This is a genomic window from Methylobacter sp. Wu1 (assembly GCF_036553575.1).
Lineage (GTDB): Bacteria > Pseudomonadota > Gammaproteobacteria > Methylococcales > Methylomonadaceae > Methylobacter.
This window is the reverse complement of sequence record NZ_JAZHOC010000053.1, coordinates 83,994-89,993: the sequence shown is the minus strand read 5'-3', so window position 1 is coordinate 89,993 and position 6,000 is coordinate 83,994. Positions and strand designations below refer to the sequence as shown.

6 protein-coding genes are annotated in these 6,000 nt (G+C 51.1%); 2 read left to right on the top strand and 4 right to left on the bottom strand.

From position 1 onward, the window contains the following. Positions 1-183: 183 nt before the first annotated feature. From V2P20_RS10060 to V2P20_RS10050, 3 genes are read right to left on the bottom strand one after another with little or no spacing between them, the layout of a single operon-like run. Entirely contained in the window at positions 184-1,338 is a 1,155-nt protein-coding gene (locus tag V2P20_RS10060) for a carboxynorspermidine decarboxylase (protein ID WP_331818067.1), read from the bottom strand. Continuing rightward, positions 1,338-1,946: a 5-formyltetrahydrofolate cyclo-ligase gene (locus tag V2P20_RS10055; RefSeq protein ID WP_331818066.1), complete on the bottom strand. Its 609-nt coding sequence runs from the start codon at positions 1,944-1,946 to the stop codon at positions 1,338-1,340. The genes V2P20_RS10060 and V2P20_RS10055 overlap by 1 nt, the downstream gene beginning before the upstream one ends. Before the next feature lie 51 nt (positions 1,947-1,997). Next, positions 1,998-3,008, bottom strand: coding sequence for an isocitrate/isopropylmalate family dehydrogenase (locus tag V2P20_RS10050; protein ID WP_331818065.1), 1,011 nt, complete (start codon positions 3,006-3,008; stop codon positions 1,998-2,000). Positions 3,009-3,143: 135 nt separating this feature from the next. On the opposite strand from V2P20_RS10050, the gene V2P20_RS10045 reads away from it, so the two are divergent. Then, positions 3,144-4,052: an NAD(P)-dependent methylenetetrahydromethanopterin dehydrogenase gene (locus V2P20_RS10045; RefSeq protein WP_331818064.1), complete on the top strand. Its 909-nt coding sequence runs from the start codon at positions 3,144-3,146 to the stop codon at positions 4,050-4,052. A 54-nt stretch (positions 4,053-4,106) separates the two neighbouring features. Next, a complete protein-coding gene (locus V2P20_RS10040) occupies positions 4,107-5,012 on the top strand; it encodes an NAD(P)-dependent methylenetetrahydromethanopterin dehydrogenase (RefSeq protein ID WP_331818063.1) in 906 nt (301 codons plus the stop codon). 49 nt (positions 5,013-5,061) lie between these two features. Here the strand turns inward: V2P20_RS10040 and V2P20_RS10035 are convergent, their stop codons facing one another. Beyond that, positions 5,062-5,706 (bottom strand): response regulator, encoded by a 645-nt coding sequence (locus V2P20_RS10035; RefSeq protein ID WP_268119657.1) that lies wholly within the window; start codon positions 5,704-5,706, stop codon positions 5,062-5,064. Positions 5,707-6,000 lie beyond the last annotated feature (294 nt).

The window sequence follows — 6,000 nt, the reverse complement described above, 5'->3', positions numbered from 1 at the left end:
CTAACCCAAACGATAATTTTAAAATGGAGCCGGATTAAGACGCGTCGTTTAGTCGACGCGTATCCGGACTTTCAGTCCGTTATTCGAACCCACCCGCTTGAGCGGGTGGTTGTTTAGTTGAACTTTAAAAACTAACCGTGTGCCTGTTTCGGTTACTGACACTGATTTCTTCCGACAAGTTGCCTAGGATACAGTCTCACCCCTCATCCACTGGCTGCGGTAATCCGCATAGCCATAGTGCTTTAATAAAGTGACTTTTTCGGACGATGCCTCATAGACATCAGGCAGATTGTGGCCGTTAAACCGGTTGGCCTTGATTAGGCTGTAGGCTCCAACATGTTTGAAAACCACGCGGTCGCCCATCTTCAACGGTTTATTGAACCGATATTCGCCGAATATATCGCCGGCCAGACAGGTGCAGCCCGCCAGAACGGCCGCATACGCGCCTTCCGGCACATGCTCGTGCAGTTCGGGCTGGCGCTGATATTCGAACACTTCCGGATTATGATTCACCGATGTATCAAGCACGGCGATGGCTTTGCCGTCGCTGGTAAACGTATCGATCACGGTGGCGATCAAATGTCCTGCCTGCCCGACCACGGCCTTGCCCGGCTCGATATAGATATCGATGCCGAAATCGTTTTTCAGCCGGCGCACCAGATCAATAAAGTGGCTGTGATCTTCAATCCGGTTGAACAGATAGCCGCCGCCCAGATTCAACCATTTCAGGCGTGTGAATCTTGACCCCAAATGAGACTGAAGTTTTTCTATCGTTTTGATTAACGGCGTAAAATCCGTCGCTGAAAAAACGGTATGAAAATGCAGCCCATTGAGCTGATCAAGGAAGTTCGAACGGCATAATTCATCGATATCGACGCCCAGTTTCGAAAACGGCCGGCACGGATTGAAGCGCTCATCATCGAGGAAGGACAGCTTGGGATTCAGTCTCAAGCCGACCGAAGATTCAGCCCTGGCCGCCTCACCAAAGCGCTGATACTGATTTAAAGAATTGAAGCTGATGTGCGTGCACAGGCTTGCAATGTCATCGATCTCATCGGGCCTGATGCCGGGAGTCGTTAAATGTAGGCTGCCCTGTCCTGCCAGAATTTCATCAGCCAGCCGCGCTTCAAACAGGGAACTGACCGAGAAGCCGTCGACAAAAGGTCTTGCCAGCTCAAGCACAGAGGAAAAAGGCAGGGCCTTGATCGAATACAACACTTTGCAGCCGCACTGATTGCGTAGCGTATCCAACACTTTCAAAGTATTTACGATCTCGGCGGCATCCAGAACAAAAGCCGGCGAGGAAGCAACGCTGTTTTTTAACGCCTGAAAATCCATTAGCCTGCAAGTGGCCGGCCAGGGCCTGCATAAATCGCTTTTTCCGTCATCACAAAATCCATGGCCACATCATGAGATGCCATGGCGATCCGATCCAGCAATTGGGATTCATAGCACACGCCGATCAACACGGCATCGACCCTGACGCACCGCAATAAACGGTCATAGTAGCCGGCGCCGTTGCCAAGGCGTCCGCCGCGCCGGTCAAAAGCCACGCCCGGCACGATAATGCAGTCGAGCTGTTCCGGTGCGATTTCCTTGCCGGCCTCGCCCCAGCGTTGCTTGGGCGGTTCCAGAATTCCCCACATGCCGGGCGCTAATTCGGCAAAGTCTTCCAGCCACCATAGGCCTAATTTGTTACGGCCTTGCTCATCTTTGGTACAGTAGGGAATGATGATACGTTTATCGGTCGAAACTTCGTGTCTCAAAGCCGGCTCGGTTCTGACTTCCGAACGGCAGTGGATGTACCACATCACGGTTCTGGCTTGCTGATAGGCTGGATGCGCTGTGATTTGATTGCAAATGACCCGGCTGACCGCCTCTTTATCCGCTTGTGCGTTGCGGGCATCGTAAGCTTTGCGGCGTTGCTGGGCTTTCAGATCGATCATCGTATTAGACTGACAGGGACGACCATCAGGCCGCCCCGCATTAATGAGAGTTTATCGCATGGCCGCAATAATGGCATCGCGCATTTCGGTAGTGCCGGCCTTTGAATTCCGGTTCAAATCCGGCGTGACCAATTCGCCATCGCCAATGACTTTTTCAGTCGCGGCCTTGATGCGGTTCGCAGCCTCATGCTCGCCCAGATAATTCAGCATCATGACGCCCGCCATGATCACAGCCGTCGGGTTGGCGATATTTTTGCCCGCAATGTCCGGCGCGCTGCCGTGCACCGCTTCAAACAACGCCGCATCGCTGCCGATATTGGCGCCCGGAATCAATCCCAGGCCGCCCACCAGGCCGGCGGTCAGATCGGAAAGAATGTCGCCGAACATGTTGGTCGTCACGACCACATCGAACTGAGTCGGGTCCATGACCATATGCATGCAGATGGCGTCGACGATTTTTTCGTCGCACTCAATGTCTGGATAGCGCGCAGCCACTTCTCTGGCAACATCCAGAAACAAACCCGACGTGTACTTCAGAATATTGGCTTTATGGCAGATCGTGACTTTCTTGCGGCCGTTTTCACGCGCATATTTAAAAGCATACTCAACGATACGCTCCGAACCCTGGCGCGTCACGACAGCCAGGCTTTCGGCGATATCTTTTTTGGGCGTCAGGAAATGCTCCAGGCCGGCATACAAGCCTTCCGTGTTTTCCCTGACGACGACAATATCGACATTTTCAAAACGGGTCTGCGCGCCTTTCCAGGTTTTGGCCGGGCGGACATTGGCATAAAGATCATATTGCTGACGCAAGGCGACATTGATGCTTCTGAAGCCCTTGCCGACCGGCGTCGTCAGAGGCCCCTTGAAAGCCACGCGGTTTTTTTCTATCGAGGCCAGGGTTGCATCAGGAATCGGCGTGCCGTGTTTGTCAAACGCAGCCATGCCCGCATCGGCTTCTTCCCAGTTTATCTTGGCGCCGGACGCATCGATAATCTTGACCGCTGCCTCCATAATGGAAGGACCGATACCATCGCCTTTAATCAACGTAACGTTGTGCATTCATTTCTCCGAAAAATAAAAATGCCTTGATAATACAAGATTCACCATTTTTTTAAAAATCCAAAAAGCCCATGACGGTGTTATTCTGCCATTTTTTCTTTTATACTTGCCTGCTCAACACATCAAGGGGATATCATGGAAAAACCATTCATTTTACACATGCTGACCACTGCAAAAAACCTCAGCCCGTTTGACGTCAACATGGCGATGGATGCCGGCTGGGTTTCAGCAGTCCCGTATATCAATGTCGAGCCCAGCGAAGTTCAAGGGCTGGTGCAGGACGCCATTTTCTCGCGCAGCCAGAAAAACCTGAAAAGAACCGCCATCTTCATCGGCGGCCGCGATACCAAGCAGGCCATGGATATGCTGAGAGCAGCCAAACACGCCATGGTGCCTCCATTTGAAGTCTCCGTTTTCGCCGACCCCAGCGGCGCATTCACGACCGCAGCCGGCATGGTTGCAGCCGTCGAGCGCGAATTAGCCACCAAATTCAACACCACGCTGGAAGGCAAAAACATTCTGGCACTGGGCGGAACCGGCCCGGTCGGTCAGGCAGCCGCCGTGATTGCGGCGCAGGCAGACGCCCATGTAAGGATTATCGGCCGCCAACTGGAAAGAGCACAAAGCATAGCCGACATGTGCAGCAATGAGTTCGGCGACGGCAAAATCACTATTGAAGCCGGCGCCGATGCCGACAAGGCCGAATACATCAAAACGGCCGACGTAGTCTTTGCAACGGGTGCTGCCGGTATTGAGTTACTTAGCGCAGAGCTGGTTGCGTCAGCGCCTCAACTGAAAGTGGCCGCCGATGTCAACGCCGTGCCGCCATCAGGCATTGCCGGCGTCGATGCCTTCCATGACGGCACCCCGATTCAAGGCTCGAAAAGCGGCGCTGTCGGCATAGGCGCACTGGCTATAGGCAATATCAAATACCAGGCCCAGAACCGCTTGCTGAAAAAAATGATCGCTACCGATAAACCTGTTTACCTGCATTTCGAGCACGCTTTCGAAGTTGCAAGGGATTACATTAAATCAAAAGCTTAATTTATAAGCGGGTTTCATTTCAGTTTAACCCGCCCTAATGAAAGAGGATCTCTAATGCAGAAACGCAGCATTATTCACATGCTGGACCCCATGCCGAACAACAGCCCGTTCGATGTCAACATGGCAATGGATGCGGGCTTTGATGTGCTCGTGCCTTACAGTAACGTCAAGCTGGACAAAGTTTATGGACTGACCCAGGACGCCATATTCTCTCGCGGTCCGTCCGGGGTTAAACGTACCGGCATTTTTATTGGCGGGCGCGACCTGGGCCTGGCCATAGACATGCTGGATACTTGCAAACAGGCTATGGTTCCCCCTTTTGAAGTCTCTGTTCTTGCGGACCCCAGCGGCGCTTTCACGACAGCTGCCGCATTGGTGGCCTGCGTGGAAAAAGAGCTGAAAGCAAAACACGGCAAAGAACTGAAAGACTGCAATGCCGTCGTCTTCGGCGGAACCGGCCCTGTCGGCGTCGCTACAGGCGTCATCGCATCCCTGGCCGGCGCTGATACGTCATTGATCGACCATTTGTCAATCGATACAGCCCTGGATATGGCCAAGGAATACAATCGCCGTTTTGGCTGCAACCTTAAAGGCACCTACGCCAGTTCCGAAGCCGATAAAGCCCGTCTGGTCGCCAATGCCGACATCATCTTTTGCACAGCAAGAGCCGGCATTCAGGTTTTGAGCGCCGATGTTCTGAATGAAGCGAAACGCTTGAAAGTAGCGGGTGATGTGAATGCGGTTCCGCCATTGGGAATCGAAGGCATCAAGCTCAAAGACATGGGCGCGCCATTAATCCATGCCGTCAATGCACCGGGTGCGGTGGGCGTAGGCGCTTTGGCTGTCGGCAATGTTAAATACCAGCTGCAGCATGAATTGCTGAAATCCATGCTGGAAACCGATAAGCCATTGTATCTTGATTTCAGAGACGCCTTTAACAAGGCCCGGGAACTGTTATAAGCGACCTGAGGGGGCGCCATCCTGGCGCCCCTCCATTTGAACAGCCCTGCTAAATCAAAGCAGAGTCGATATGACCGAATTTAACCGCCAGGCGCGTTAATTCAACATCATTTTTTATGTGAAGTTTGTCATAGAGGCGATAGCGGTAGGTATTAACGGTTTTGTCGCTCAATATCAGCATATCCGCCATTTCCCTGATAGTTTTTCCCTGAAGAATTAAAGTTACCACTTCGGCCTCTCTCTGAGACAGCTTTGAAAATGGCGATTCACTATTGCCGGACAGCCCCTGAAAGGCCAGATTATTGGCCACTTCTGCGCACAGATAGCGCTTGCCTTCCATTACCTTACGGATTGCGCTCACCATTTCTTCGGCCGAAGAGCCCTTGGAAATAAATCCCAGGACGCCCAGCTTGAGCAATTGACGTGGAATGGGTCCATCATTATGGACTGATAGCGCAATTATTTTTACTTTAGAATCATGCTGTAAAATTCTGCGACATGCCTCTACGCCGCCAATGCCGGGCATATTCACGTCCATCAGCACCACATCCGGCGACAGATTAACAACTGCATCGACAGCTTCTTCTCCAGACTTGGCCACACCGACAACTTTAATATCTTCAGCAGCGTTCAACAATGCTTCGATACCGGTCCGGACAAGTTCATGATCATCAACAAGCAAAACACTAATCATACATTTTTTGTTGTTTTTTAATTAGTTACAAACCAATTACTTGAATAGGAATTACTGTCAGCACTCTTTTAACAGTCTTTCTATTATAGCGTGACATATAAGCTATTATACATACGTAGCTTTACTTATGTTCGATAATATACGTCATATTCAATCTCCACCCGGATTCTCACTAATCAATATTTGCGCGATTACAAGGTTACATTACTGTCTTAAGATAAAGCGTTAATAAATCATTAAAACATTTTATAAAACAAGAAATTACGGTTTTACTCAGGGATTTTACCGCTCATT

Excerpts from the sequence above, each read along its gene's own strand:
- V2P20_RS10055 (WP_331818066.1), bottom strand. The coding sequence starts at position 1,946 with ATGATCGATCTGAAAGCCCAGCAACGCCGCAAAGCTTACGATGCCCGC.
- V2P20_RS10050 (WP_331818065.1), bottom strand. The coding sequence starts at position 3,008 with ATGCACAACGTTACGTTGATTAAAGGCGATGGTATCGGTCCTTCCATT.
- V2P20_RS10045 (WP_331818064.1), top strand. The coding sequence starts at position 3,144 with ATGGAAAAACCATTCATTTTACACATGCTGACCACTGCAAAAAACCTC.
- V2P20_RS10035 (WP_268119657.1), bottom strand. The coding sequence starts at position 5,706 with ATGATTAGTGTTTTGCTTGTTGATGATCATGAACTTGTCCGGACCGGT.
- V2P20_RS10040 (WP_331818063.1), top strand. The coding sequence starts at position 4,107 with ATGCAGAAACGCAGCATTATTCACATGCTGGACCCCATGCCGAACAAC.
- V2P20_RS10060 (WP_331818067.1), bottom strand. The coding sequence starts at position 1,338 with ATGGATTTTCAGGCGTTAAAAAACAGCGTTGCTTCCTCGCCGGCTTTT.